The organism is Rhodosalinus sp. 5P4, assembly GCF_041365695.1.
Classification (GTDB): Bacteria; Pseudomonadota; Alphaproteobacteria; order Rhodobacterales; family Rhodobacteraceae; genus Rhodosalinus.
In genome coordinates this window covers 211782-234570 of sequence record NZ_JBGFSJ010000005.1, presented here as the reverse complement: position 1 = coordinate 234570, position 22789 = coordinate 211782, and the positions used below count along the sequence as shown (strand labels likewise).

The following is a 22789-nucleotide window of genomic DNA, read 5'->3' as shown; positions in this document are numbered from 1 at the left end:
TCAAGGCGCCCCGGCCCGCGCCAGCGCGCCGATCACGAGATCGCGCGGCAACGGCATCAGGGTTGCGGTGCGGGTCCAGACGATCGCGATGTCCTGCGCGTGGTCCGGAAAGACCTGCGCGAGGGCGGCGGCATAGGCGCCCATCTGGCGAAGAAGGCCCTCGGGCACCTCTTCGGGGCGGGCGGGCAAGACCGCGTTCGTCTTGAAATCGACGGCGGTCATACGGCCGGGCGCGATCAGCAGGCGGTCGATCGTGCCGTGCACCCGCCGCCCCCCGAGTTCGGCGAGCGCCGCGCTGACGGGCACCTCGGCCAGTGCCCCGGGCGCGAAGAGCGGCGCGAGCGCGGGCGCGTCCAGCACGGCGCGCGCCTCGGCCAGAAGCGCGGCCACCTCGGAGGCCGGCGCTGGCTCCGGCGGCCGCGCCAGCAGCCGTTCGGCCAGGATCTGCCAGTCCGCGCGGGGCGCCGCGGGCAAATGCTCGAGCAGCAGGTGCAGCCGCGTGCCCCTGAGCTTCGCCGCGGTCTCGTCGAGCCCCGCCTCGCCGGGAAGCGCCTTGGCGCCGCCGAGATCGGAAGGCGACAGGGTCTCGGGCGGCGGCGACGCCACCGGCGCGGTGCGCGTGGCCCAGCCGGGCAGCGCGGGCGGCGTGGTCGGCGCCGGTGGCTCCGCGCTCTCGGGCGCGTCCCATGCCCCGTGCCGCAGCCGCAGCCCCGGCGCTTCGGCGTCCTCGAAGCCGAAGTCACGCACCTCCGCCCCGAGCCGTTCGAGGCCCGTGCGCACCTGGTCGTGCCAGGCCCGGCCGTCCTTGCCGAGTTCGCCACCCGCGGCCACGATCAGCCAGCTTTCGGCCCGGGTCATGGCGACGTAGAGAAGGCGGTCGCGCTCCGCCTCCTGGGCGGCGATGGCGGCCTCCCGCGCGGCGCGCAGACGGTCCGGGGCCGCATCCGCCGGCATCGCCCAGAGCACGTCGCCACCGTCCGCGACAAGCCTGTCCCGCAGGCGGATATCCCGCTTGCCGCTGTCGGGCAGGATCACGACGGGCGCTTCCAGCCCCTTCGCGCCGTGCACCGTCATGACCCGGATGCGGTCCCCCGCGGCATCCATCTGGCGCTTGATCTCCTGGTCGTCGGCCTGCATCCACTGCAGGAAACCTGTCAAGCTCGGCACTTCGCCGCGCTCGTAGGCCAGCGCCTGTCCCAGCAGGGCGTCGATCCCGTCCTGCGCCTCGGGTCCGAGCCGCCCGATCAGGCGGCGCCGGCCGTCGTGGCGGATCAGGATGCGCTCGATCAGGTCGTAGGGGCGCAGGAACTCCGCCTCCGCCATCAGGTCGTCGAGGATCGCGTAGGCCTCCGGGAACTCCGTCCGGCGCCGCGTCAGCGCCTGCCAGAGATGCCGCTCGTGGCGGCGATGGGCGAGGTCGAAGAGACCCTGCTCGGACAGCCCGAAGAGCGGCGAGCGCAGCGCGGCGGCGAGCGAAAGGTCGTCCTCGGGCAGGTCGAGCACCTGCAGCACGGCGCCGAGATCGCGCACGGCGAGTTCCGCGCCGAGCTTCAGCCGGTCCGCGCCGGCCACCGGCAGGCCGCGCGCCTTGCAGGCGCCGATGATCTCGTGGAAGAGTTCGGAGCGGCGCTGGACCAGCACCATGATGTCGCCGGGCCGCACCGGTCCGAGGTGCCAGCCCGGCGCGCCCTTGGCCGCCCGGGCCACCGGCGCGCGGCTCTCGATCATGTCGTGGATCGCGTCGGCGATGCGCCGGGCGAGCCGCACGGCGTGATGCGCCTCGCCCGTGCGGTCCACGGGCGCGTACCACGGTTCCTCCTCGGGCTTCTCCGCCCTGGGTACGACGGGCCAGAGGTCCACGCGCCCCGGCATGTCCTCCTTGAAGGCGATATGCGGCTCGCCCCCGGAAAACCCCGCCTCCACGCGCCCCTCGAAGGTCGCGTCGACCGCGCGCAGGATCGCCGGCGAGGAGCGGAAGGAGTGATCGAGCGACAGCGACTGGAGCGGGCGATCCGACCCCCGGAGCCTGCGCGCGAACTCCGCCTGCATCCGGTCGAAGGCGCCCGGATCCGCACCCTGGAAGGAATAGATCGACTGCTTCTTGTCGCCAACCACGAAAAGGCTGCGCCCGGCATCGGGGCGCGCGCCCTCGCCCGCCGTGAACTCCCGCGCCAGGAGCTCGATCACCGCCCACTGCTCGGGGCTCGTGTCCTGCGCCTCGTCCACGAGGATGTGGTCGAGCCCCCCGTCGAGACGGAAGAGCACCCAGTCGGCCACCGCCTCGTCCGAAAGCAGCCGCCGCGCATGCAGGATGAGGTCGTCGAAATCGAGCCATCCGCGGCGCTGCTTCTCCGCCTCCAGCGTCTCGAGGAACGGCCGCGCGAAGGCGTGGAGCGCATGCGTGCGCCGTGCGGCCTCGAGCGCGAGCCGGGGCTCGCGGGCGGCCTCGACCCGCTGCATGAACGCCTCGAGCGCGGGCATGTGCGGCGCGAAGGCGCCGTTCTGGACGCGTTTCGTGGGAAAGCTGCCGATCTTTGCGGCGAAGGGCGCCCTGGCCCCGGCGCCGTAGAGAAAGGCATCCTCGAGCGCGGGCAGCGATGCGAGGCCGAGGCTGTCGATGGCGGCGAGCCTCTGGCCCGCCTTCTCGTCGTTGCCGCCGCTTTCGAGGAGCGCCGGGATCAGCGCGTCCAGAAGCGCCCGCTCGCCCCCGAGAAACACCCGGGCCTCGATCGACGCCGCGTCCGTTCCGGGGGGCAGGCCGAACAGCGAGAGCGCGTCGTCCCATCCCAGCGCGCGCACGAAACCCTCGCGGTGCTTCACGATCTCGGTGGTCAGCCCCTCGAGCGCGCCATCGTCCACCTGCCCGGCCAGCGTCTCCACCGCCGACGCGTCCGGGCCCTCGGCCATGCGTTCCACGATCTCGGCCCGCAGCAGCGCGCCGGCCCGGTCCTCCATCTCGGTGAAACCGGGGGTCACCCCCGCCTCCAGCGGGAACCGGCGCAGAAGCCCCGCGCAGAAGGCGTGGATGGTCTGGATCTTCAGCCCGCCGGGCGCCTCGATCGCCCGGGCGAATAGGGTGCGGGCCCGGCGCAGGCGCGCACGGTCCAGCCGGCCCTCCTCTCCCAGTTTCGCGAGTTCGTCGCGCAGCGCCGCGTCCTCCAGCATGGCCCATTCGCCGAGCCGTTCGAAAAGGCGGTTCTGCATCTCGCTCGCCGCCGCCTTGGTGTAGGTCAGGCAGAGGATGCTCTCGGGCGCGGTGCCGCCGAGCAGAAGACGCGCCACCCGGTCGGTGAGCACGCGGGTCTTGCCCGACCCGGCATTGGCGGCCAGCCAGGTGGAGAAGTCCGGCGCGGCGGCCTCCACCTGCCGCTGGCTGGCGGCGTCGCGGCGGCTCATGCCAGGTCCTCCGGAAGGGGGTCGTCGGCGTCGTCCCATTCGCCGAATCGGGCGAGATGGTCGTACTCGCCGTCCATTCGCTCGCTCTTGACCGCGTGGCGCGACGTGAACCCCTTGCCGGGATCCTGGAAGAGCGCGACGAGGTCGCGGAGGTGCGCCCACACCTCCGCCGGCGGCTCGGCGTCGAGGGGGGCCGCGACCTCTTCGGGCTTCGCGCCGAGCCCGACGAAGGCTGCCCCCGCCACCGGCGCGGGACCGAGCGCCTCGAACGCGCCGCGTTCGGCCATGGCGGCGGTGAGCAGAAGCTGCTTGTCGAACGCGGCCTGCTCCTTCGCGGAGGGCGGCGTCCCGGTCTTGTAATCGTAAAGCCAGAGCGCCCCGTCCTCGCCCCGATCGATCCGGTCGGCCCGGGACGAGAGGGTGAAGCCCAGATCCGTGATCTCTGCCGCGCCCCTGGCCTCGAACGCCACGGCCCGGGCGCGGGCGCGGCGCGTGGCCTCCGTGCCGACGAACCACGGCGCGACTCGGGCGAGGCGCGCCAGCCAGAAGGTCCGTGTGGACGCCCAGGGCACCGCGTCCCGCAACACCTCCCGCGCCACGGAGAGCAGTTCGGCCTCCGTCGTGCGTTCGGGCGCATCCACGCGGTCGCGGACGAAACGTTCCAGGACCGAATGCGCGACGATCCCGCGCAGGAGCGCGTCGGGCGGGCGGTCGAGCGGGTCGAGGGGCCGCAGCCGAAGCACGTGGCGCGCGTAGATCGCGTAAGGGTCGCGGATGAGCTTCTGGATCTCGGTGACGGACAGCCGCGCGGGCCGGGCGTCTGCCGGCGGGCGGGGCGAGGGACGGTGCGCCGGCGCTGCGGGCGGGGCCTCGTCTAGGCGCGCGGCCAGCGCGAGCCAGTGTTCGCCGCGCGCCCGCATCGCCGCGAGCGCCGCGTCGCCCCCCTGGCGCGGAAGCCCGTTCATCAGGTTGGTCAGCCGGTTGAGCCAGCGCGACGGCACGGTCTGCGCGCCCTCGTCCTTGACCGACCGGGTCAGCCAGACCTCCTGCGCGCCCACCGCCTGCTGGAAGTCGTGCGCAGCCAGCCCGATGCCGCGCTCCGGCGACAGGAGGCCGGCCCGCTGCCGCATCGTCCTGTTGAGCCAGGGGTCGGGCGCAACCGGTTCCGGCCACGCGCCCTCGTTCAGGCTGCCGAGGATCAGAAGCTCGGCGCCCTGAACCCGCGCCTCGAGCGTGCCCCAGATGCGGATGTGGGGATGCGCCTCCTCGGCGTCGTGCACCTCCTCGCGGCCCAGCACCGAGGACAGCAGGCGGCTGTAATCATGGGCGTCGATGTGGCCCGCGCGATCCGCCTCCGCGGCGAGCTCGTCCATCACCGCGCGGGCCTTCCGACCGGCGTCCCGATCCCAGAGACCGCCGGCACCGGGCCTGTCCGGCCCGGCGGCGAGCGCTTCGGCGAGGTGCAGGTGCGCGCGCACGCGCTCGGACAGCGGCCGGGGGCCCGGAGCGTCGCGTCCGCAGGCCGTATCGGCAAGCCACGCCGCCCATCCCGTCAGCCCGTCGAGCGACCGCGCCTCGGCGAAGGCCGAAAGGCGGCGCGGCTCCGGGTAGGGCACGCCCTCCCGGCGCAGATACAGTTCGAGCTCGCGGGTGAAGAGAAGGTGGCGGTTCCGGTCCGCGCCCGAATGGGTGAGCGGGTGTTTCAGAAGCGCCAGCAGCGCCCCCGCCGTCAGCCGCCCCTCGAAAAGCCCGGCCACCAGCCGCAGGAAACGCCCGGGCGGCGAAAGCGGCAGCGGCTGGCCCGCGCTGTCGTCGGGCATGATGCCCCAGCGCGCGAGCGCCGCCGACACCTGGCGCGTCAGCGTGCGGTCCGGCGTGATGAGCGCCGCGCGCTGCCCGTTCTCGGCCGCCTGCCGCAACCGCAGCGCGATGGCCGCCGCCTCCTCGCGCTGGCCGGGCGCTTCCAGCAGGGTGACGCCCTCGGCCGCCGGACTCAGCTCGCCCAGACCCGGCCCGTCCGACAGCCACTGGTCGGTCACCGGGGCGGGGCGCAGCGCGAGCGAGACGAGGCGGTTCCGCGCGGCGTTGGGCTCTGGCATGTCGTGCCAGCGCGCGACGTCGCCGGGCGCGAGGCCGAGCGCGGTCATCAGCGGCCGGAAGCGGTATTGCGGGTGATCCTCCTCGGGGCGCGGGCCTTCGTCCATGCCCGCCCAGACCGCGTCGGGCAGCGTGAAATCGAACCCCGGCAACACCACCGCGCCCTGCGGCAGCCGCGCCACCGCCTGCATCAGCATCGCCGTCGCGCCGCGCGAGCCGGTGGATCCCGCCACGATGACGGGGTGGTCGGGCGGCGCGGCCTGCCAGCGGGACACGGTTCGCGCGATCACGTCGCGCTGGCGGCTTCCGGCATCGGGCGGCACGTCCGCCTGCCCGATATAGGTTTCGGCGATCTTCAGGAACCGCAGCGCGCGTTGCCAATGCCCCGACTGGTCCGACACGTCGAGCCCCATCACCGTGGCGGGGGCGACCCCTTCGGCGCCCATTTCGTCCATCAGGTCGGCGAGGCTGTCGGCAAGGTCGTAGAGCGCGTCGCGCGGGGCGACGCCGGGCTCGCGCTCGATCAACGCCGCGATGAGCTGCACCAGTTCCAGCCGCCGGCGGAGCGGCGGCGCGGCGGGCGGGACATGGGCGAGATCCGCGACCTCTCCCAGGTCGGTGACGAGGCGGATGCGGGGCAGAAGCCGCGCCGGCCCCGCGTCGAAGATCTCGCGCAGGCGCCGGGCCATGCGGCGGGTGTTCACGATGACCTCCACCCGCGCCATCGCCTCGGGCGACGCGCCGGCGAGCCGCGCCTCGAGCCCGGCCACCAGCGCGGCGGGAAAATCGACGCCGGGGGGCAGGCCGAAGAGACGCGGATCCTCAGGCGCGAACATCGCGACCCTCCAGCATGGCCTCTGCAAGCGCGATGCCCTCGGGGCGGCCCACGTCGCACCATCGGCCCGGATAGGCCAGCGCGTGGAGACGACCCGCCGCGAGGATCCGGTCCCACAGCAGGTTGAGCGAGAACGCAGTGTCGCGGATGGCGTGCAGCCCCGCGGGATCGACGATCTGGGCGCCGGAATAGACGAGGCCGGGGCCCCGCGTCGCGGACCCGTCAGGCGAGATCGCGAAATCCCCGTGCCCCGCGTGGCCCAGCGCGCGCTCCGGCGGCACGCAGAGCAGAAGCGCGTCCATCCGGGCCGGGTCCCATGCCTCGCGCAGAAGCGCGAGCGGGTTCGGCCCGTCCCAGACGGCGTCGGTGTTCATCGTGAAGACCGGGCCCGGGCCGAGAAGCGGCAGCGCCGCGCGCAAGCCGCCCCCCGTTTCGAGGATGTCGGGCGCCTCGACGGAGAGGCGCACCCCGCGCGGGGCGAGATGCGCCTCGAGCGGGGCAGGCAGGTAGTGGAGGTTGGCGACGACGCGGCGCGCGCCGATCGCTTCGGCGATGTCGAGCGCGTGATCGATCAGAGGCCGGCCGGCGACCTCGATCAGCGGTTTCGGCCGCTCCGCGGTGAGCGCGCCCATGCGCGTGCCGAAGCCCGCGGCGAAAAGCATCACGGCGTCGGGCATGGCCGCCTCAGCGTCTCGAGATGGGCGGGGGACGGCGGCGGAAGCGCCCCGTCGAGCGCGGCCGACAGGGTGGCGAGGGCGGGACGGGACAGGTCCGCCTGCAGATGGGCCCAGACCCTCGGCAGCAGACCGAGGTACCCCGGCTTGCCGTGCATCCGCGCCAGCCGGGCGAAGACGCCGAGGATGCGCAGGTTGCGCTGCACCCCCAGGACGGCCATCGCGGTGCCGAATGCCTCCGCCTGCGTGCCGGTCGCGTCGAGGTAGGCCCGGCGCGCGGCGTCGGCGGCCGCGGGGCTCACGTCGCGCCGGGCATCGGTGAGCAGCGAGGCGAGATCATAGGCCGGGTGGCCCGCGATCGCGTCCTGGAAATCCAGCAGCCCGATGCGCGCAGCCTCGTCGCGCTCGGGCAGCCAGATCAGGTTCTCGGCATGGAAATCGCGCAGGACGAGAACGGTCGCCGCGTCGGCATGCCGTGCGAGCAGGTCCTCCAGCGCCTGCACGGCCTGCCGGCGCCGCGCGTCGGGCATTTCGGGGGCGTAGTGCGTGAACGCGGGGTCGGTCATCGCGGCGAGCCGCGCGGGCGTGGCGGGGTCCACCCGGTCCGGTGGGGCGTGGCGATGAAGCGCCGCCAGCGTCCCGGCCGCGGCCGCATAGAGCCGGGGCTCGGCCGCGGGCTCGGCCGCCGCGACCCGCCCGACAAGCGCGTCGCCCAGGTCTTCGAGCAGCAGGAGCCCGCCCGTCTCGTCCGCGGCGAGAATGCGCGGCGCGCTCAGTCCGAGGCCGAGGAGATGCCGTGCGATCCATCGGAACGGGCGCACGGTCTCTCCGGTCGCAGGGTCGGCATCCATCAGGACCGCGCCCGCGCCGTCCGCGCGCCGCAGCCGCGCGTAGCGTCGGGACGAGGCGTCGCCGGCGAGCGGCCGCGCCGCGGCGTCCTCCCAGCCGGCCACGGCCAGAAAGGCGGCGATACGGCGGGCGCGGTCAGCCATGCACCCGCTCCGCGAGACCCTCGAGCCGCGCCGCCCAGCGCGGATCCTCCCATGTCAGCGTGAGCTCGCGGTCGCTCTCGCCCGGCCCCGGCGCGAACCGGATGGCGAGCGCGTCCGCCGGTGCGGCGTCGCCCAGGCGGTCGGGCCATTCGACAAGGCAGATGGCGGTGTCGAACGCCTCCTCGAGGCCGAGTTCCGCGATCTCGGAACTGTCCGCCAGCCGGTAGAGATCCGCGTGCCAGATCTCGCCGCTGCGGCCGGCATAGCTTTGCACCAGCGTGAAGGTGGGCGAGGGGATATCCTCCGGCGCGGTGAGCAGCGCCGCGATCAGGCAGCGCGCGAAATGCGACTTGCCCGCGCCGACCGGACCCGTGAGGAGCACCGCATCGCCCGGCGCGAGGCGCGCGCCGAGAGCTTCGGCGAAGGCGCAGGTCGCCTCTGGCGAAGATGCGTGAAAGGACAGGGGGCTGCGGCTCATCTGGCCGAGACTATCGCGCCCGCCCCCGGCCGCAAGCGCAGATCAGCCCACATCCGCGGTGCGCTGCCCGCCGGGGCCGGGCGGGCCGGGTGCGGCAAGCAGGCGGCGCGGGTCGATGCCGAAGCTCACGACCGCCGCGCCGCCGCCGAGCGGGCGCACGCGGACATCGAGCCGCGGCCCGTCGCGATGCACCGCCGCGTCCCGCCACGACGCCGTCCGCGCCCCGGCCGAAAGCGCGGCGGCCAGCCCGTCCCAATCCGGACCCGGGCGGCAGGCCGTCTGCCAGAGGCGCAGCGCCTCGGCGGCGGTGGTGTCGCGGATGCGGGCGTCCGGGTTCACCGCCCAGAGCCGCCGGTAGGCGCGGTTCGTGAAGACGATCACGCCCTGTGGCGAGAAGACGGCGAGCGCCTCCTCGAGGGCATCGAGCACGGCCTGCCCGAGTTCGATTTCCGTGCGGAACCGGCGGGTCAGGGAAACCTCGGCGGTGATGTCCTCGAACAGGAACGCCACGGCGCCGTCCGGGTGGGGCCGTCCCGTCACGCGATAGGTCAGTCCCGAGGGCAGGCTCCAGCTCTCGGCGCAGCGCCCGGTGGAGGCGGCGGTGGCCAGCGCCTCGGTCGCCTCGCGCCAGGAGCCGTAATCCTTGGGCTCGGGCATGATGCGGCGCTCGCGCAGCTGGTCGAAGAAGGTGGCGAGCGCGGGACGCGCGCTCAGCAGGTCGGCGGGCATCCCGGTCAGATCGAGAAGCGCCGGGTTGAAGAGGACGAGGCGCCTCTCGCGGTCGAAGACGGCCAGGCCGATCGAAAGCTCCGCAAAGATCTTCGTCAGGGTCTGCACGAACTGGCGCTGCGCGGCGGCGCTCGCCACCGCGGCATCCACGTTGGTGGCGAAGTGCACCCATTCGCCGCCCGCCGGCACGGTCCGGATGTCGAACCAGTGGATCGGCGTTCCGTTCGGGCGATTGACCGCATGGCGCGCCGGCGGGTCGCCCGGGGCGGGCCGCGGCAGGTCGAAGAGCCTGGGCGGTACGGCCCCCTCGGCCCAGCTCCGGGTCTGTTCCGCAAGGGCGAGATAGGCGCGGTTTGCCCAGACGACGCGGCCGGTCGCGTCGGTGCGCCAGCAGGGGTCGGGCGCGTGGGTGGTGGCATGGCGCAGCGTCGCGCAGTCCAGCCGCGCAAGAGCGAGGCGGTGCCGGTCCGAGGCGTCGATCTCGGGCTCCTCGATCTCGACGCGCAGCACGCCGCCCTGGCGCTGCAACACGAGGCAAGCGTCGTCTTCCTCGTCCGCCGTGGGTAGCCGCGTCCCGCCCTCGGGCACCCCGTCGGGGGTCTCGGGGAAGGCGGGGAAGCGCGGGCCGAGGCAGGCGCGCAGCCGCGCCCAGTCATCCAACGCCGCCGCGTCCCGTGGAAGAAGCGCGAGCGCCGGCGCGCTGGCGTCGGCGATGTCGGGCCCCTCCATCAGGAACACGACCGCCTCGCCGTGGGGATCGGCGACAACAACGGCGTCGTCGCGCGAAACCCTGGGCACGAGCCACGCCCCGAGAAGCGCGGCGGCAAGGCTGCCCAGGGCGATCGCGGCGAATGTTGCGGCGTCGGGCATGGCCCGTCGGCCTCCGGCAGCTGGTGGCGACGCGGCAAGCCTGATCGGAGAAAGGTTAACGAAGTGTAAAGGCCGCGGCGCCCGTCACGCCTCGATGGGCCGGTTGGGCCCGGCCGACGGCACCGGATCCTCGCCGCTGCGCGCATCGATCTTGCGCCGTGGCCAGCTCACCTCGACCACCGCGCCGGACCGCTCCGGCCGTCGTTCGCGCGGTGCGGCCTGGTCCGCGCCGTTGGCGAAGCTGAGCTGCGCGCCCGTGCGCTCCAGCAGCGTCTTGGCGATGAAGAGACCAAGGCCCATGCCCTCGTATTGCGGGCGCGCGACGAGGTCCCGCACGCTCCGGCGGCGGCGCATGAAGGGCTCGCCGATCCGTGCCAGCACCTGCGGCGGGAAGCCGTCGCCGTCGTCCATGATCCGGACCGAGATCCAGTCGGCGCTCCAGCGCGCCTCGACCCAGACGGTGTCGTGCGCGAAGTCGACGGCGTTCTGGACCAGGTTCCGCAAGCCGTGGATGATCTCGGGCCGGCGGTGGATCGCGGGGGGCAAGGGCTCGGCGCCGGCGCCGAGGGACTGTTCGAACACGATCGTCTTGCCGCGGTTCTGGTGCGGCTCGACCGCCTCGCGAAGCACCTCGGTCAGGGGCGCCTGCCGCAGGTGCAGGTCTTCCTTCCCGGCGCGCCCCATGGAGCGCAGGATGTCGCGGCATCGGTCGGCCTGCGCGGCGATCAGCCGCGCGTCCTCCGAGAGTTCGGGATTGCGGGAGAGTTCCTCGGCCAGTTCGCCGGCGGCCAGCTTGATGGTCGCCAGCGGTGTGCCCAGCTCGTGCGCGGCGGCGGCCACGACGCCGCCCAGGTCGGTCAGCTTCTGCTCCCGGGCGAGGGCCATCTGCGTGGCCGTCAATGCGTCGGACATGGCGTGCATCTCCTGCGCGACGCGCCGCGAGTAGATCGACAGGAAGGCCAGCGCGATGATCAGCGCGGCCCAGACTCCGAAAAGGTAGAGCGGCGGCATCTCGAGCGCGGCGCCGTCCGGCAGCCGCAGCGGCACGTGCCAGACCGCGAGCGCCGAGACCACGGTCATCGCCACGGCGGCGAGAAAGAGCGTGGAGCCGAGCGCCAGCACCGACGCCGACACCGTGACGGGGCCGAGCAGCAGCAGGGCGAAGGGATTGTGGAGGCCGCCGGTCAGCGCGAGCAGCAGCGCGAGCTGCAGGATGTCGAAGAGCGCCATCAGCATCGTCTCGCGCTCCGACAGGCGCCGGTTGCCCGGAAAGACGAACATCGCGACCAGGTTGACGATGATCGAGGCCGAGATCACCAGAAGGCAGGGCCCGAGCGGCAGCACCAGACCGACATGCTCGCGGGCGATCAGCAGCGCCACCAACTGCCCGAAGATCGCCATCCACCGCAGCAGGATCGTCGTGCGCAGGCGGATCCAGTCGCGCCGCCGTCGCCCGGGCAGCATGGTCAGCGAGGTGTCGGTCATCTGCGCTTTCCTGCCGCTTGCATCCGCCCCTGCAATCATTAGGTCTCATGGCGACAGCTTCAACTTCGGAGACGCGTCCCGCAGGCGCGGACATGATCATGATGCGATGGATTGCGCTTGCCGCGGCCGGTGTGGCCGGTCTTGGCCTCGGCCTCGTCCTTCTGGTGGGCGGCGACAGGGTCACGGGCTCCACGAGCGGCGAGGGCGACAGGTTCGCGCAGTGCCGTGGCGCACAGGTCGCAGGGGGTTCGGGCCAGATCGGCGGCTCCTTCGAACTCGTGAACGCGGCCGGGGACACCGTGACCGACGCGGACGTCATCACGAAGCCGTCGCTGCTCTACTTCGGCTACACCTTCTGCCCCGATGTCTGCCCGCTCGACACGGCGCGGAACGTCGCGGCGGTGGAGATCCTGGAAGAGCGCGGGCACATCGTCACCCCGGTCTTCATCTCGATCGATCCCGAGCGCGACACACCGGAGGTGGTCGGCGCCTTCGCCGAGAACCTGCATCCCCGCATGGTGGGGCTCACCGGCTCGCCCGAGCAGGTGAAGGCGGCAAGCCAGACCTTCCGCACCTACTACAACAGGCAAGCGAGCGACGACCCCTACTACCTGGTCGATCACTCCACCTTCACCTACCTCGTGCTGCCCGGCCACGGCTTCGTGGAGTTTTTCCGGCGCGATGCGGGGCCCGAAGACCTGGCCGACCGGGTGCAATGCTTCGTCGAGGCGATGTGAGCGGCGTTTGACCCCTGCATGGTGACGACCTAACTATCAAGGCATGTTGGATATGCCGGAGGCCGAAGTGGCCGACACCCAGACACTCGATCTTGGCCCCGACCGCACGCTGCTGCTCGTCGACGATGACGAATCGTTCCTGCGTCGGCTGGCCAAGGCCATGGAGAAACGCGGTTTCGACGTGCGGACCGCCGAAAGCGTGGCGGACGGTCGCGCCGCCGTGGCCGGGGACGCGCCCGCCTACGCGGTGATCGATCTTCGCCTTGGCGATGGCAACGGGCTCGACGTGGTCGAGGATCTGCGCAAGGCGCGGCCCGATGCGCGGATCGTGGTGCTGACGGGCTACGGGGCCATCGCCACCGCGGTCGCGGCCGTGAAGATCGGTGCGACGGATTACCTGTCGAAACCCGCGGACGCGACCGACATCGTCAACGCGCTTGTCGCCGGCGACGAGGATCTGCCCCCGCCCCCCGAAAACCCGATGAGCGCCGACCGCGTGCGCTGGGAACATATCCAGCGGGTCTACGAGCTGTGCGATCGCAACGTGTCGGAAACCGCGCGGCGGCTCAACATGCACCGCCGCACCCTGCAGCGCATCCTGGCCAAGCGGAGCCCGCGTTGAGCGTCGTGCGGCCGGCCGTCGCGTTGCTTCTGGCCGGAGCGCTCGCCGCCTGTGCGCCGGTGGCGCCGCAACCGCCCGCAGGGGCGCAATTACGCTTGTCGCCGAGCGGGCTCGACGTTGCGGGAACCGGCCTCGAGGTCGGATTCGGCCGCACGCAGGAAAGCGCCACGGACACGCTGCGCGACATACTCGGCTCCCCCGCCCCGCCGCAACGCTCGGTCGCCTGCGCGGGCGTGCAGACGGTGCGCTGGGCCGAAGAGGGCCTTTCGCTCCATTTCGCCCGCGACGCTTTCGTCGGATGGGAGGCGGTGCCCGCGCCTCGGCCGATCCCGAGCGCAAGCGGCCTTCGCGCCGGCGGCCCGGCCCCGGGCGGCGCGGGGCTCGGCCCCTTCGAGCGCGACGGGATACGCGGCCTTTCCGGGCCGGACGGCGAGATTTCCCGGCTCTGGGCCGGGCGCGACTGCCCGACGGGCGGCGTCGGCTAACCAAGCGCCTCGAGGAGGTCCGCGTGCCGCCGCCTGTAGGCGGTACGAACCTCCACGGGCGGGCGCGGCCGGATCACGATACCCTCGATCAGGCCGGCGTCGGGCCGGCCGAAGAAACGGTCCGCCTCGCGCGCGTCGAAGCCCGCGATCTGCGTCGCCTCGAGCCATGCGCTCACCCGGTCGGCGCGCTTGATCTGCTTCTTCAGTTTCGCGCCGCATTCCGCCTGCAGGCCGAAGCGCAGGTGGATCGCCGCCTGAAGCCGCGCCTCGAGCGCGCCGTACCCCGGCCCGACGGCGGATTTGACCGGCGAGATCATGTCGCCGATCACGTATTCCGGCGCATCGTGCAGAAGCGCGGCGAGGCGCGCGGCGGGCCCTGCCCCGGGATGCATCCGGGCGAAGAGCTCCTCGACCAGGAGCGAATGCTCGGCCACCGAATAGGGCCAGTCGCCTTCGGTCTGGCCGTTCCAGCGCGCGACGAAGGCAAGGCCGTGGGCGATGTCCTCGATCTCGATGTCGACGGGCGTCGGATCGAGAAGGTCGAGCCGGCGGCCCGAGAGCATTCTCTGCCAGGCGCGGGGCGGGGCTTTCGGCATGGCGCGGTCCCGGATGAACGGATCGCCGCTCTCCTAGCAGAGCGGCCGGCCGCTCCGCCAGACCCGCGCCGCGCGGGCGGATCGGTCCCGCGGCTTCGGGCGGCGACATGTCGCGCCCGTGGCGCCGTGTTTCCGGTATTTCAGCCGATTCGATCCGATCTTTCGGTATTGCGCCGGTCCGCGGGGCCTCCGAACGGCGTTCCGGGCCCCCGGGCGCGTTGAACATGGCCGGCACGGTCGCTATAGCGATAGCCGACAGCCAGCCATCAAGCAGGAGCCGCCCCGTGGCCAAGGACTACATCGTCAAGGACATCTCGCTTGCCGGCTACGGCCGCAAGGAACTCGACATCGCCGAAACGGAGATGCCGGGCCTCATGGCGCTGCGCGAGGAATACGGCGCGTCGAAGCCGCTCGCCGGGGCGCGCATCGCCGGCAGCCTGCACATGACGATCCAGACCGCCGTGCTGATCGAGACGCTGACGGCGCTCGGCGCCGAGGTGCGCTGGGCCTCCTGCAACATCTTCTCCACCCAGGATCACGCCGCCGCGGCCATCGCCGAGACGGGCACGCCGGTCTTCGCCGTGAAGGGCGAGACGCTGGAGGAGTACTGGGACTACTGCGACCGCATCTTCCATTTCGAGGAAGGCGGCGCGAACATGATCCTCGACGATGGCGGCGACGCCACGCTCTACATCCTGATGGGGGCCCGCGTGGAGGAAGGCGAGGAGGATCTCATCGCCGTGCCGACCTCCGAGGAGGAGGAGGCGCTTTTCGCCCAGATCCGCAAGCGCATGGCCGAAAGCCCCGGCTGGTTCACGAAACAGCGCCACATGATCAGGGGCGTGACCGAAGAGACCACTACGGGCGTCAACCGGCTCTACAAGATGATGGAGAAGGGGCACCTGCCCTTCCCCGCGATCAACGTCAACGACAGCGTCACCAAGTCGAAGTTCGACAACAAGTACGGCTGCAAGGAAAGCCTCGTGGACGGCATCCGGCGGGCGACCGACACGATGATGGCGGGCAAGGTGGCGGTCGTCTGCGGATACGGCGACGTGGGCAAGGGCTCCGCGGCCAGCCTGCGGGGCGCGGGCGCCCGCGTGAAGGTGACCGAGGTGGATCCGATCTGCGCGCTCCAGGCCGCGATGGACGGCTTCGAGGTCGTGCTGCTGGAGGACGTCGTCTCGAGCGCGGACATCTTCATCACCACCACCGGCAACAAGGACGTCATCCGCCTCGAGCACATGCGCGACATGAAGGACATGGCGATCGTCGGCAACATCGGCCATTTCGACAACGAGATCCAGGTCGCGGCGCTGAAGAACCACAAGTGGACCAACATCAAGGACCAGGTGGACATGATCGAGATGCCGGCGGGCAACCGGATCATCCTTCTGTCCGAAGGGCGTCTGCTGAACCTCGGCAACGCCACGGGGCATCCGTCCTTCGTGATGTCGGCCTCCTTCACCAACCAGGTGCTCGCGCAGATCGAGATCTGGACGAAGGGCGACCAGTACGAGAACAAGGTCTACGTCCTGCCCAAGCACCTCGACGAGAAGGTGGCGCGTCTGCACCTCGAGAAGATCGGCGCGAAGCTCACCCCGCTCGATCCCGAGCAGGCGGCGTATATCGGCGTGACGCCCGAAGGTCCCTTCAAGCCCGAGCATTACCGCTACTGAGGGCATCCCGTCCCGGGCGCCCCGCGCAAGAAACGTCTTGAGGTGACGTTGCGTGAGGGTAGACTGGCGCCGGGCCCGCGGTTTGCCCGCAGCGGCGTGTTGGGACAGGGAGTGTTTTCGGATGGGACGAAGAGAGGAACTGATCGAGGTCTACGCCGACGATCTGAAAAAGAAGTGCGGCGTGACGCCGGACATGGACCTTCTGACCAAGGTCACGATCGGCTGCGGCCCGGCGATCTACGACGCGGACGCGTCCACGGTTGCCTCGAGCCAGCCCGGGGAACTCGAGACGGTGAAGCAGAACTTCCTCGTCAAGAAACTCGGCCTCAAGGACGGTCCGGAACTCGACGATGCCATCCAGAAGGTGATCGAGACCTACGGCGCCTCGGAGCGCAACAAGTATCGTGCCGTGGTCTATTATCTCCTGACCAAGCATTTCGGCAAGGAAGCCGTCTACGCCTGATCGCCCGATCCGGGCAATTCTAGGTACTTCCGGTTTGCGCCGCGCCCCTGACCGGCGCTATCCTGAGAGTAGAGGCCAGAATGGCCGGAACCGACAGGACGCATGTCTGGTGTGTGGGATCACCGGGAGTGGCGGAGGGTTCCGGCGTGGCCGGCCCTCCGTTTTCCGTGTCAGGACTCCGGGTCCGCCTCACCCATCTCGCAGACACGGCGCCATTCCGCCGCCGACACGGGCTGGACCGACAGGCGCGGGTTCTTCACAAGCACCATCTCCGCCAGCTCCGGGTCGGCCTTGATCTCGTCCAGCGTCACGGGCCGGGGAAAGGGGGCCACGGCCTTCACGTCCACGCAGTCCCAGCGCGGGTCGTCGCTGGTGCTGTCGGGATGCGCCTCGGCGATCACCTCGACGATGCCCACGACCGCCTTGTCGGTCTGCGAGTGGTAGAAGAATCCGCGATCGCCCACCGCCATCTCGCGCATGAAGTTGCGCGCCTGGTAGTTTCGCACGCCGTCCCATTCCTCGCCGGCGTCCCCCTTGGCGACCTGGTCGTCCCAGGACCAGGTGTCGGGTTCCGACTTGAAGAGCCAGTAACGCATCTCGCCTCCTATTCCGCGCGCAGCGGCCGCGCCAGAAGCATGTCCATCGCCTGCGTCACGTCAAGCCGCCCCTCCAGCAAGGCGACGACGGCTTCGGTGATGGGCATCTCCACCCCGAGCCGCGCGGCGCGCTGGGCCACCGCGCGGGCGGTTGCCGCGCCCTCCACGGTGACCGCCGGGTCGAACGCGTCCCCCCGCCCCAGCGCGAGCCCGCGCCGGTAGTTCCGCGAGCCTTCGGAGGTGCAGGTGAGCGCGAGATCGCCGAAACCCGAAAGCCCGGCGAGCGTCGCCGGGTCGGCCCCCTGCGCCACCGCCATGCGGTTCATCTCGGCGAAGCCCCGCGTCATCACCGCCGCGCGCGCGCTTTCGCCCAGCCCGGCCCCGATCGCGGCGCCGCAAGCGATGGCGATGACGTTCTTGAGCGCGCCGCCAAGCTCCGCTCCCACTATGTCGGCGGTGCGGTAAAGCCGCAGCACGGGCGTCGAGAGCAGCGCCTGCAGCGCCTCGCCCGCCGCCTCGTCGGCGCAGGCGAGCGTGAGCGCTGTCGGCAGCCCGCGCGCGATGTCATGGGCGAAGCTCGGTCCCGTGAGGATGGCGGCGGACGCCCCGGGCAACGCCTTGGCCAGAACCTCGGCCGGGCCCAGCGTCGTGCCGAGTTCGACCCCCTTGCAACAGGCGACGAGGCGGTGCGGGGCAAGCGTTTCCGCCTCGGCTTCGACCAGCCCGCGCAGCGCCTGCATCGGCACGGCGAGCAGGATCGCCTTGGCCCCCGAAAGCGCGGCGACGTCCGCGACGGGCGACAGGCCCGGTGGCAGGGCGTGACCGGGAAGGTGGCGGCGGTTCTCGCGCGACTGCGTCATCGCGGTCACGTGTGACGGGTCGCGCGCCCAGAGACGCACCTCGCGTCCCGCACCTGCAAGCGCGATGCCGAGCGCGGTGCCGAACGCGCCCCCGCCCGCGATGCCGATCATGCCTTGGCCCCCTTGCGCCCACCGCCGAGCAACCCGGCCCGCCCCGGATCGAGCGGCCAGCGCGGCCGCGCGGCAAGCTCCATCCCGTCGCGCCGGCCGGCGCGGTAAAGTTCGAGCCCGGCCCAGGCGATCATCGCCGCGTTGTCGGTGCAAAGCGCGAGGGGCGGCGCGACGAAGCGCGCGCCGACGTCGCGCGCGACCCGCTCGATCGCGGTGCGTATCGTGGCGTTCGCCGCGACCCCACCCGCCACGGCGAGGGAGGGGGCGGCGGGCGTCTGTGCGAGATGGGCGTGAAGCGCCCGCCGGGTCTTTTCGGCCAGCACCTCGGCGACCGCCGCCTGGAACCCGGCGCAGAGATCCGCGCGGTCGGCGCGCGTCAGCCCGCCCTGCTGCGCCACCAGCCGGTCGCGCGCGCGCAGCACGGCGGTCTTCAGCCCCGAGAACGACATGTCGCATCCCGCCCGGTCGAGAAGCGGGCGCGGGAAATCGAAGCGCGCCGGATCGCCCGCCGCGGCCTCCCGCTCCACCGACGGCCCCCCGGGCTGGGGCAGGCCCAGCAGGCGCGCCACCTTGTCGAACGCCTCGCCCGGCGCGTCGTCGATGGTGCCGCCGAGCCGGTGGAACGCCTCCGCGCCGCGCACCTCCAGAAGCTGGCAGTGCCCGCCCGAGACGAGAAGGATCAGATAGGGGAACGCCAACCCGTCGGTCAGGCGGGGCGTCAGCGCGTGGCCCGCGAGGTGGTTCACGGCGACGAGCGGCAGACCGGCCCCGGCGGCGATCCCCTTCGCGCACATCACCCCGGCCAGGACGCCCCCGATGAGGCCCGGACCCGCCGTCACCGCCACGGCGTCCATCTGCCTGAGCGTGAGCCCCGAAACCGACAGCGCCTCCGTCACGCAGAGGTCGAGCCGTTCCGCGTGCGCCCGGGCGGCGATCTCGGGGACGATGCCGCCATAGGCCGCGTGCAGCTCGCCCTGTCCCTTCACGACGGAGGCGAGGATTTCGGGCCGATCATCCGCACGTTGCCGCACGACCGCGGCAGCGGTATCATCGCAACTGCTTTCCAGCCCCAATATGGTGAGCTGATCCGCCACAACGCCTCCCGATGCTTCGGAACGCTCTCCCGTAGCACCGTGCCCGCGTCCGAACAATGGCCCGCCCATGCCGCCCCCGCCCGTCCTTTTGCTGACCCGGCCCCATGACGCCTCGGAGCGATTCGCGACCGAGCTTTCGCGGATCCTGGGCGACGCCGCGCCGGAGGTCTGCATCTCGCCGCTGATGCGCGTCGATTTCGCGGGCCGGCTGCCCGGCATGGCCGATGTTGCGGCGCTGGTCTTCACCTCGGCCAACGGGGTCCGCGCCTTTGTCGCGGCGGGCGGGCCCCGCGGCCTGCCTGCCTTCGCCGTGGGCGAGGCGACGGCAGAGGCGGCGCGCCGCGCAGGCATCTCCGCGCAGCCCGCGGGCGGCGACGCGCAGGCGCTCGTGGCGCATGTCGCGGCGCGGCGGCCCGCGGGGCGCATCGTGCATGTCCGCGGCGAGCATGCCCGGGGCGATGTCGCGATGCGGCTTCGTGCGGCGGGGCTTCGCGTGGAGGAGGCGGTGCTTTACCGCCAGGTGCTCTTGCCCTTCACGGATAGCGCCCGCCGCGTCCTGGCAGGGCGCGCGCCGGTCGTCGCGCCGCTCTTCTCGCCGCGCACGGCCGAGCAGTTCGCGCGGCAGCATCGCGGCGGCGCGCCGCTCTGGCTCGTCGCGATGAGCGAGGCCGTGGCCGGGCGGGTGAGCCATCTTCCGGCCCGCCGCATCGCCGTGGCGACGCGGCCCGACGCCCCTTCCATGCTGAAGGGCGTGGCGCAACTTATTGAAAGCGCCGTGCGGCTTGAGAGCGATGAGGGTGCCGGGTAAGGTCGCTCCGGCGACAGTGCAGCCGGACGAGAATCGAAAGGTGGGTGAGACGTGGCAGACCGGGACAAGACGCGGAAGCCCTCCGAGACCGAAGACGAGGACAAGGCCGCCGCGACGGTCGACGGCTCCGAGCCGGAGCAAGGCGAAGACGGCGCCGAAAACGACAGCGCCCGGGACGAGGACACCCCCGACCGAGCGGAACACCCGGGGGCCTACGAACCCGACGCTTTTCCCGAAGGCGAGGACGCGCCCGCCGCGATGTCGGATGCCGGCCCCGGCGCGGTCGAGGATGACGCACCCGACACCGGCGCGGGCCCGGACGTAGAGGCCGGGAGCGGAGAGGCGCCGCAGACCGGAACGGCCGACGATGAACCCGACGAGGCGCCGCCCGAGCAGCCTTGGGGCGGCGGCGAGGAGCCGCAGCAGGTAGAGCCGGAAGACACCGCCGATGACGCGGACCGGACCGGCGCGCCCGTCGCCGAGGCCGCGGGGGGCGCCGCCGCCGGCGCGGCGGCCGGTGCCGCCGCCGCCAGCGCGAGCGCGGACGACGAGGCGCGATCGTCCCGCGAGACGCGGTCCGCGCCCGCCACGCGCGAAACGATCGTGCGGAAGGGCGGTTTCTGGCCCATGCTTTTCGGCGGCATCGCCGCCGCCGCGCTGGGGTTCGGCGCCGCGCAGGTCATCGACCCCGAGGCGCTGGGCCTGCCGGGACGGGACGACACCGAACTGGAAGACGCGCTTGCCGCGCAGTCCGACCGAATCGCGGAGCTGCGCCAGCAGCTCGCGGCGCTGAGCGACGACGCCCCCGATATTTCGTCTCTCGACGCGCGGCTGGAGGAGATGGCGGGCGCCATCTCCGGCCTGCAATCGGATCTGACGGGCCTTTCCGACGAGGTGGCGGCGCTGTCGTCCTCCGCCGCGCGGATCGACGAGATCGCCGCACGGCTGGGCGACATCGACGCACGGCTTGCCGAGGTCGAGAAGCGCCCCGCGGCCGAGAACGTCGAAGCCAGCGTGATCGCGGCGTATGAGCGTGAACTCCAGGCCTTGCAGGAGTCCGTGGCGGCGCAGCGCGCCGAGGTGGAGCGGATGGTGGAAGAGGCCACCGCCCGCGAGGCGGACGCCGCCGAGGCCGCACGCCGTGCCGAAGCCGTGTCCGCGCTCGCGCGGATCGTGTCGGCCATCGATGCCGGGCAGCCATATGACGCCGCGCTCGACACGCTTTCGGACAGGCTGGACGGGTCCGTGCCCGAGGGCCTTGCCGCCGCCGCCGCCGACGGCGTGGCCCCGCTCGCCGCCTTGCAGGACGCCTTCCCCGACGTGGCGCGCGCCGCGCTCGCCGCCGCGCGGAACGCCGAGGCGCCCCCCGAGGATGCCGGCGGACGGCTGATGAACTTCCTGCGTGACGAACTCGGCGCGCGCTCGACCATCGCCCGCGAGGGCGACGACGCCGATGCGGTGCTGTCGCGCGCCGAGGCCGCGGTGCGTGCCGGCGAGCTTGGCGCGGCGCTCGAGGAGCTCGCGGCGCTGCCGGAACCCGCCCGGGCCGAAATGGCGGCATGGGAGGAGCGCGCGCGCGCCCGGGTCGCCGCCACCTCCGCCGTGGACGCGCTCGCGCAGCGCCTGAACGAGGAATAGCCGCATGCTCTGGTCCCTTATCAAGATCCTGCTTTTCGTCGCCGCCGTGGCCGGTCTCGCCTACGGCGCGACGTGGCTTCTGGACGCCGAGGGCGGGGTTCAGATCACCGTGGCGAATACCGAGTTCACCCTCGGCGCGTTGCAGTCGGCGATCGCGCTGCTTCTTCTCGTCGTGGTGCTCTATGTCGTTCTCAAGCTGGTCTCGCTCCTGGTGGCGACGCTGCGGTTCATCAACGGTGACGAGACGGCGATCAGCCGGCATTTCACTCGCAACCGGGAAAAGAAGGGCCTGCGCGCCGTGAGCGACAGTCTCATGGCGCTGGCCGCGGGGGACGGGCAGGCGGCGATCTCCAGCGCGCGGCAAGCCCGCAAGTATCTCGACAAGCCCGAACTGACCAACATCCTCATCGCCCAGGGCGCGGAAGCCGCGGGCGATGCGAAGGTCGCCGAGGCGACCTACAAGAAGCTCGTTGCCGAGGAGCGGACCCGCTTCGTCGGTCTGCGTGGGATCCTCAAGCAGAAGCTCGCCGCGGGCGATACCGACACCGCCCTGAAACTCGCGGAGCGGGCCTTCGCGATCCGTCCGCGCAACGAGGAGATGCAGGATACGCTTCTCAAGCTTCAGGCCGAATGCAAGGACTGGGCCGGGGCGCGCAAGACGCTGGCCGCCAAGCTGAAGCATGGTGCGATGCCGCGCGACCTGCACAAGCGCCGCGACGCGGTGCTCGCGCTTTCCGAGGCGAAGGAAGTGCTCGACGAGGGGAGCGACATCAAGGCGCGCGAGGCCGCGATCGAGGCCAACCGCCGCTCGCCCGACCTCATTCCCGCCGCGGTCATGGCGGCGCGCGGCTACATCGAGAAGGGCAAGCCGCGCTATGCCGCGCGTCTTCTGAAAAAGGCGTGGGGCGTGCGGCCCCATCCGGATCTCGCCGCCGCCTTCGCCGAGATCGCCCCGGACGAGACGCCGGCGAAGCGCCTGAAGCGCTTCGAGGAGCTGGTGCAGACCAATCCGGGGGACCGCGAGTCGAAGCTTCTGAAAGCGGAGCTGCACATCGCGGCCGAGGATTTTCCCGCGGCGCGCCGCGCGATCGGCGACCTGGTCGAGACGGATCCGGACACGCGCGTTCTGACCACGATGGCGGCGATCGAGCGGGGCGAAGGCGCGCCGGACGAGGTCGTGCGCGGCTGGCTGGCGCGCGCTGTCACCGCGCCGCGCGGCCCGCAATGGGTGTGCGACAACTGCCATGCGGTTGCAGCCGACTGGGGGCCTATCTGCCACAACTGCGGCGGCTTCGACACGCTGAGCTGGAAACGCCCGCAAGAGCCGGAGCAGACGGCGGCCTCGACCGAGGCGATGCTGCCGCTGATCGTGGGCCATGGCGCCCGCCGGGAGGACGTCGCGGAGGCCGAGGTCCTGCCCGCCGGGTCCGGGCAGTCCGATCGCGCCCGGGATGCCGGCTCCGCGAACGAGGCGGAGGAGGCCGGAAAGGGAGAAACCGTCGAGGCCGAAGCTGCGGACGAGACGCGAAAATAGCCCTTTTCGC

General features: G+C 72.2%; 19 protein-coding genes. 8 read left to right on the top strand and 11 right to left on the bottom strand.

Features of this window, described 5'->3' with window-relative positions; all coding sequences use genetic code 11:
• The 7 genes from addA to regB form a co-directional block, all read right to left on the bottom strand.
• Positions 1 to 3396: a double-strand break repair helicase AddA gene (gene addA / locus AB6A69_RS11495; RefSeq protein ID WP_371060863.1), complete on the bottom strand. Its 3396-nt coding sequence runs from the start codon at positions 3394 to 3396 to the stop codon at positions 1 to 3.
• The gene (gene addB, locus AB6A69_RS11490) at positions 3393 to 6329 is read right to left on the bottom strand and encodes a double-strand break repair protein AddB (protein ID WP_371060862.1); all 2937 of its coding nucleotides are present in this window, start codon (positions 6327 to 6329) and stop codon (positions 3393 to 3395) included. Before addB ends, addA begins: the two co-directional genes overlap by 4 nt.
• Positions 6316 to 7005 carry a nucleotidyltransferase family protein gene (locus tag AB6A69_RS11485; protein ID WP_371055844.1) on the bottom strand — a complete coding sequence of 230 codons (690 nt, stop codon included), beginning with the start codon at positions 7003 to 7005 and terminating at the stop codon, positions 6316 to 6318. Before AB6A69_RS11485 ends, addB begins: the two co-directional genes overlap by 14 nt.
• The gene (locus AB6A69_RS11480; protein WP_371060861.1) at positions 6990 to 7994 is read right to left on the bottom strand and encodes an aminoglycoside phosphotransferase family protein; all 1005 of its coding nucleotides are present in this window, start codon (positions 7992 to 7994) and stop codon (positions 6990 to 6992) included. Before AB6A69_RS11480 ends, AB6A69_RS11485 begins: the two co-directional genes overlap by 16 nt.
• Complete coding sequence (tsaE, locus tag AB6A69_RS11475; protein ID WP_371038808.1) at positions 7987 to 8472, bottom strand: tRNA (adenosine(37)-N6)-threonylcarbamoyltransferase complex ATPase subunit type 1 TsaE; 486 nt, start codon at positions 8470 to 8472, stop codon at positions 7987 to 7989. Before tsaE ends, AB6A69_RS11480 begins: the two co-directional genes overlap by 8 nt.
• A 42-nt stretch (positions 8473 to 8514) precedes the next feature.
• Positions 8515 to 10071, bottom strand: coding sequence for a PAS-domain containing protein (locus AB6A69_RS11470; protein ID WP_371060860.1), 1557 nt, complete (start codon positions 10069 to 10071; stop codon positions 8515 to 8517).
• Positions 10072 to 10155: 84 nt separating this feature from the next.
• Positions 10156 to 11556 (bottom strand): sensor histidine kinase RegB, encoded by a 1401-nt coding sequence (regB, locus tag AB6A69_RS11465; protein WP_371060859.1) that lies wholly within the window; start codon positions 11554 to 11556, stop codon positions 10156 to 10158.
• Between the two features lie 98 nt (positions 11557 to 11654).
• On the opposite strand from regB, the gene AB6A69_RS11460 reads away from it, so the two are divergent.
• The 3 genes from AB6A69_RS11460 to AB6A69_RS11450 are packed head-to-tail and all read left to right on the top strand — an operon-like array spanning position 11655 to position 13400.
• Positions 11655 to 12293, top strand: a complete 639-nt coding sequence (locus AB6A69_RS11460; protein ID WP_371060858.1) for an SCO family protein — start codon at positions 11655 to 11657, stop codon at positions 12291 to 12293.
• 52 nt (positions 12294 to 12345) lie between these two features.
• A complete protein-coding gene (locus AB6A69_RS11455; RefSeq protein WP_371055961.1) occupies positions 12346 to 12915 on the top strand; it encodes an ActR/PrrA/RegA family redox response regulator transcription factor in 570 nt (189 codons plus the stop codon).
• The gene (locus AB6A69_RS11450) at positions 12912 to 13400 is read left to right on the top strand and encodes a hypothetical protein (RefSeq protein ID WP_371060857.1); all 489 of its coding nucleotides are present in this window, start codon (positions 12912 to 12914) and stop codon (positions 13398 to 13400) included. Before AB6A69_RS11455 ends, AB6A69_RS11450 begins: the two co-directional genes overlap by 4 nt.
• On the opposite strand, the gene AB6A69_RS11445 is transcribed toward AB6A69_RS11450, so the two are convergent.
• A complete protein-coding gene (locus tag AB6A69_RS11445) occupies positions 13397 to 13996 on the bottom strand; it encodes an HD domain-containing protein (RefSeq protein ID WP_371055839.1) in 600 nt (199 codons plus the stop codon). The genes AB6A69_RS11450 and AB6A69_RS11445 overlap by 4 nt on opposite strands.
• A gap of 284 nt (positions 13997 to 14280) precedes the next feature.
• Between AB6A69_RS11445 and ahcY the strand changes: the two genes are divergently transcribed.
• Together ahcY and AB6A69_RS11435 are read left to right on the top strand one after the other, a co-directional pair.
• Positions 14281 to 15675, top strand: coding sequence for an adenosylhomocysteinase (ahcY, locus tag AB6A69_RS11440; RefSeq protein WP_371038802.1), 1395 nt, complete (start codon positions 14281 to 14283; stop codon positions 15673 to 15675).
• A gap of 121 nt (positions 15676 to 15796) precedes the next feature.
• On the top strand, positions 15797 to 16138 hold the full coding sequence (locus tag AB6A69_RS11435) for a DUF2853 family protein (protein ID WP_371055838.1): 342 nt from the start codon (positions 15797 to 15799) through the stop codon (positions 16136 to 16138).
• A gap of 170 nt (positions 16139 to 16308) precedes the next feature.
• On the opposite strand, the gene AB6A69_RS11430 is transcribed toward AB6A69_RS11435, so the two are convergent.
• From AB6A69_RS11430 to tsaD, 3 genes are read right to left on the bottom strand one after another with little or no spacing between them, the layout of a single operon-like run.
• Positions 16309 to 16734 carry an EVE domain-containing protein gene (locus tag AB6A69_RS11430; RefSeq protein WP_371060856.1) on the bottom strand — a complete coding sequence of 142 codons (426 nt, stop codon included), beginning with the start codon at positions 16732 to 16734 and terminating at the stop codon, positions 16309 to 16311.
• Positions 16735 to 16742: 8 nt separating this feature from the next.
• The gene (locus AB6A69_RS11425; protein WP_371060855.1) at positions 16743 to 17705 is read right to left on the bottom strand and encodes an NAD(P)H-dependent glycerol-3-phosphate dehydrogenase; all 963 of its coding nucleotides are present in this window, start codon (positions 17703 to 17705) and stop codon (positions 16743 to 16745) included.
• Positions 17702 to 18799, bottom strand: coding sequence for a tRNA (adenosine(37)-N6)-threonylcarbamoyltransferase complex transferase subunit TsaD (gene tsaD, locus AB6A69_RS11420; protein WP_371060854.1), 1098 nt, complete (start codon positions 18797 to 18799; stop codon positions 17702 to 17704). Before tsaD ends, AB6A69_RS11425 begins: the two co-directional genes overlap by 4 nt.
• A 67-nt stretch (positions 18800 to 18866) precedes the next feature.
• Here tsaD and AB6A69_RS11415 point away from each other — a divergent pair, with 67 nt between their 5' ends.
• From AB6A69_RS11415 to AB6A69_RS11405, 3 genes are read left to right on the top strand one after another with little or no spacing between them, the layout of a single operon-like run.
• Entirely contained in the window at positions 18867 to 19607 is a 741-nt protein-coding gene (locus AB6A69_RS11415) for a uroporphyrinogen-III synthase (RefSeq protein ID WP_371038797.1), read from the top strand.
• Positions 19608 to 19658: 51 nt separating this feature from the next.
• On the top strand, positions 19659 to 21245 hold the full coding sequence (locus AB6A69_RS11410; protein ID WP_371060853.1) for a hypothetical protein: 1587 nt from the start codon (positions 19659 to 19661) through the stop codon (positions 21243 to 21245).
• Positions 21246 to 21249: 4 nt separating this feature from the next.
• Positions 21250 to 22779: a heme biosynthesis protein HemY gene (locus AB6A69_RS11405; RefSeq protein ID WP_371038795.1), complete on the top strand. Its 1530-nt coding sequence runs from the start codon at positions 21250 to 21252 to the stop codon at positions 22777 to 22779.
• Positions 22780 to 22789 lie beyond the last annotated feature (10 nt).

Bases quoted from the DNA above. Each gene is read 5' to 3' on its own strand.
- addB (WP_371060862.1), bottom strand. From the start codon at position 6,329: ATGTTCGCGCCTGAGGATCCGCGTCTCTTCGGCCTGCCCCCCGGCGTC.
- AB6A69_RS11480 (WP_371060861.1), bottom strand. From the start codon at position 7,994: ATGGCTGACCGCGCCCGCCGTATCGCCGCCTTTCTGGCCGTGGCCGGC.
- AB6A69_RS11460 (WP_371060858.1), top strand. From the start codon at position 11,655: ATGATGCGATGGATTGCGCTTGCCGCGGCCGGTGTGGCCGGTCTTGGC.
- AB6A69_RS11470 (WP_371060860.1), bottom strand. From the start codon at position 10,071: ATGCCCGACGCCGCAACATTCGCCGCGATCGCCCTGGGCAGCCTTGCC.
- AB6A69_RS11485 (WP_371055844.1), bottom strand. From the start codon at position 7,005: ATGCCCGACGCCGTGATGCTTTTCGCCGCGGGCTTCGGCACGCGCATG.
- AB6A69_RS11435 (WP_371055838.1), top strand. From the start codon at position 15,797: ATGGGACGAAGAGAGGAACTGATCGAGGTCTACGCCGACGATCTGAAA.
- addA (WP_371060863.1), bottom strand. From the start codon at position 3,396: ATGAGCCGCCGCGACGCCGCCAGCCAGCGGCAGGTGGAGGCCGCCGCG.
- regB (WP_371060859.1), bottom strand. From the start codon at position 11,556: ATGACCGACACCTCGCTGACCATGCTGCCCGGGCGACGGCGGCGCGAC.
- AB6A69_RS11425 (WP_371060855.1), bottom strand. From the start codon at position 17,705: ATGATCGGCATCGCGGGCGGGGGCGCGTTCGGCACCGCGCTCGGCATC.
- AB6A69_RS11405 (WP_371038795.1), top strand. From the start codon at position 21,250: ATGCTCTGGTCCCTTATCAAGATCCTGCTTTTCGTCGCCGCCGTGGCC.
- AB6A69_RS11415 (WP_371038797.1), top strand. From the start codon at position 18,867: ATGCCGCCCCCGCCCGTCCTTTTGCTGACCCGGCCCCATGACGCCTCG.
- AB6A69_RS11455 (WP_371055961.1), top strand. From the start codon at position 12,346: ATGCCGGAGGCCGAAGTGGCCGACACCCAGACACTCGATCTTGGCCCC.
- AB6A69_RS11430 (WP_371060856.1), bottom strand. From the start codon at position 16,734: ATGCGTTACTGGCTCTTCAAGTCGGAACCCGACACCTGGTCCTGGGAC.
- tsaE (WP_371038808.1), bottom strand. From the start codon at position 8,472: ATGAGCCGCAGCCCCCTGTCCTTTCACGCATCTTCGCCAGAGGCGACC.
- AB6A69_RS11445 (WP_371055839.1), bottom strand. From the start codon at position 13,996: ATGCCGAAAGCCCCGCCCCGCGCCTGGCAGAGAATGCTCTCGGGCCGC.